Source organism: Streptomyces sp. NPDC058239, from assembly GCF_042882185.1.
Taxonomy (GTDB): Bacteria; Actinomycetota; Actinomycetes; order Streptomycetales; family Streptomycetaceae; genus Streptomyces.
On sequence record NZ_JBHVWS010000002.1, the window covers coordinates 100,408 to 103,401 of the forward strand.

At 67.8% G+C, this 2,994-nt stretch carries 2 protein-coding genes; both read right to left on the reverse strand.

The features are described from left to right. Positions 1-65: 65 nt before the first annotated feature. Positions 66-1,595, reverse strand: a complete 1,530-nt coding sequence (locus ACFVYE_RS03025) for a UDP-N-acetylglucosamine 1-carboxyvinyltransferase (RefSeq protein WP_327272290.1) — start codon at positions 1,593-1,595, stop codon at positions 66-68. Between the two features lie 276 nt (positions 1,596-1,871). Beyond that, positions 1,872-2,495, reverse strand: coding sequence for an RraA family protein (locus ACFVYE_RS03030; protein WP_383963213.1), 624 nt, complete (start codon positions 2,493-2,495; stop codon positions 1,872-1,874). Positions 2,496-2,994: the final 499 nt, after the last annotated feature.

Consider the following 2,994-nt stretch of genomic DNA (forward strand, 5'->3'; position numbering starts at 1 on the left):
CCGTGCTGTGTTTTTTGTGTTTCGGGCTCCAACCGCCCCACCCGCTCCCCCCCACACCCCGCCGGTCAGATGTCGCGGAAGATCTCGATCTGCGCGCCCACGGAGTTGAGCCGTTCCGCCAGCTCCTCGTAACCGCGGTTGATGACATACACATTGCGCAGTACGGAGGTGCCTTCCGCCGCCATCATGGCGAGCAGCACCACCACGGCGGGCCGCAGCGCGGGCGGGCACATCATCTCGGCGGCGCGCCAGCGGGTCGGGCCCTCGACCAGTACCCGGTGCGGGTCCAGGAGCTGCAGCCTGCCGCCGAGGCGGTTCAGGTCGGTGAGGTAGATGGCCCGGTTGTCGTAGACCCAGTCGTGGATGAGGGTCTGGCCGTGGGCCGAGGCGGCGATGGCCGCGAAGAAGGGCACATTGTCGATGTTGAGCCCCGGGAACGGCATGGGGTGGACCTTGTCGATCGGCGCCTCCAGCTTGGAGGGGCGGACCGTGAGGTCGACCAGGCGGGTACGGCCGTTGTCGGCGGCGTACTCAGTCGTACGGTCGCAGTCGACGCCCATCTCTTCCAGCACCGCGAGCTCGATCTCGAGGAACTCGATCGGTACCCGGCGGATCGTCAGCCGGGACTCCGTCACCACGGCGGCGGCGAGGAGGCTCATCGCCTCCACCGGGTCCTCGGAGGGGGAGTAGTCGACGTCCACATCTATGTGCGGGACGCCGTGCACGGTCAGTGTGGTCGTGCCGATGCCGTCCACGCGTATGCCCAGTGCCTCCAGGAAGAAGCACAGGTCCTGGACCATGTAGTTGGAGGATGCGTTGCGGATGACGGTCGTGCCGTCGTGCCGGGCGGCGGCCAGCAGCGCGTTCTCGGTCACGGTGTCCCCGCGCTCGGTCAGCACTATGGGACGGTCGGGCGTGACCGAGTGGTCTATCTGGGCGTGGTAGAGCCCTTCCGTCGCGGCGATCTCCAGCCCGAACCGGCGCAGCGCGATCATGTGCGGCTCGATGGTCCGCGTACCGAGGTCGCAGCCGCCCGCGTACGGAAGCTTGAACGAGTCCATCCGGTGCAGCAGTGGACCGAGGAACATGATGATGGAACGGGTCCGGCGGGCGGCATCCGCGTCGATGGCGTCCATGTCGAGCCGGGCCGGCGGGACGATCTCCAGATCGACTCCCTCGTTGATCCACCTCGTCCGCACGCCGATGGAGTTCAGCACCTCCAGGAGTCGGTAGACCTCCTCGATGCGGGCCACGCGGCGCAGTACCGTGCGGCCCTTGTTGAGCAGCGAGGCGCAGAGCAGTGCCACGCACGCGTTCTTGCTCGTCTTGACATCGATGGAGCCCGAGAGCCGGCGCCCGCCGACCACCCGCAGGTGCATGGGCCCCGCGTAGCCGAGCGACACGATCTCGCTGTCGAGTGCCTCACCGATGCGCGCGATCATCTCAAGGCTGATGTTCTGATTTCCGCGCTCGATGCGATTGACGGCGCTCTGACTGGTGGCGAGCGCCTCGGCGAGCTGGCTCTGTGTCCAGCCCCGGTGCTGACGGGCGTCACGGATGAGCTTGCCTATGCGTACGAGATAGTCGTCTGACATGACGAAAGGTTATCTCAGATATGAGATGAGGCCTGTGGTGGGGTGTGGTGTTCGGGTGACGGCTGCGTGTGGAGGCACGGCAGTTACGCAGCCTGACGTGCGTGAAAGGTGCGGGCTGCGGGTGCGCCGTGCGTTCCATGGTGCACCCGGGTCGCCGTGACGGCGCGCGGTGTACGTCCATCCGGGGGTGTCGGCCCCGCCCCCGCCCCACCCGCCGGGCCGGGCCGAGGCCGGGGCCGGGGAACAGTGCAGGTCTGACGGAAGCCTGGCGTCGAATCAGCCCTCGAAGCCGCCTTCGGCCAGGATCGTGTCGATACGGGTGCGATGCGCTTTTTCCCACATATCGAGAGATTCGCCGGCCTCCTTGGCCAGCTTCTTCCGGGCATCGAGGAGCACTTGCTCCCGGCGGGCACGGGGAGTGACCACAATGCCCTCTTCGTCGGCCACCACGATGTCTCCCGCTTCGACGCTCACGCCGCCGCACCGCACCGGGCCGTTGAGCGGCTCAATGGCCTTCTTGGTGCCCGGGATGGGGATGACTCCCCTGGCGAAGACCGGAAAGCCCATCTCGCGCACCTCGGCGAGGTCGCGGATCACCCCGTCGGTCACGAACGCCGCGATCCCACGGCGCTGAGCGACAGCGCAGACGTTTCCTCCGGCGAGTGCGTAGTCGACGTCACCTGCCTCGACGACGATGACCGAGCCCGGCTTTGCGCGGTGGACGGCCGCGTGGAGCATGAGGTTGTCGCCCGGAGGGCACCGCACGGTGAACGCCGGGCCGGCGACTCGCGGGATCGAGGGCCACAGGGGGCGGATGCCGATGTCCATGACCTGCTCGCGGCCCAGGAGATCGGCGAGGGTGGTCGGGGAGATGTCCTTGAACTCGGTGACGTCGTTCATGTTCCTCCTTCATCCGGGCGCCCGTCCCACCGATGGCGGCACGGCCCCGCGCCGCCGCGGGATCGATATGTTCATCGGAAGAAGGGGTGTGTGGCGGTGAGAGTAGCGGGCACGGCACAGCCGCGCCTGTCCTTTGACAGTGAAGTCAGTCGTGTGCAGCGCGCTGACCTGGCCCGACTGGGTTGAGTGCCACCGGGGTGCTGCTGGCCAGTCGTGATGGCTCTTCAAAGATTTTCGTGAAGACGGCCAGGTCGACGTCCCTTTGCCGCCAGTCGGTCTTCGGCGATTGGCGGCACCGAGCAGCACGCCCTTGCGTAGCAGCCGGAGGCAGGCGCGGCCCGCTTTCCACCTCTTGATCGATCGCCCTGTACGTCGACCTCTGACCACTGCGCGGTCGTGGGGGTTGGGGGGGGGGGGGGACCCCCCCGCACCCACACCCCCCAGGGCCCAAAGGCGGGGTCGGGGGGTGGTTTGGCGGTAACAGGCGCCGGGCGGGCTA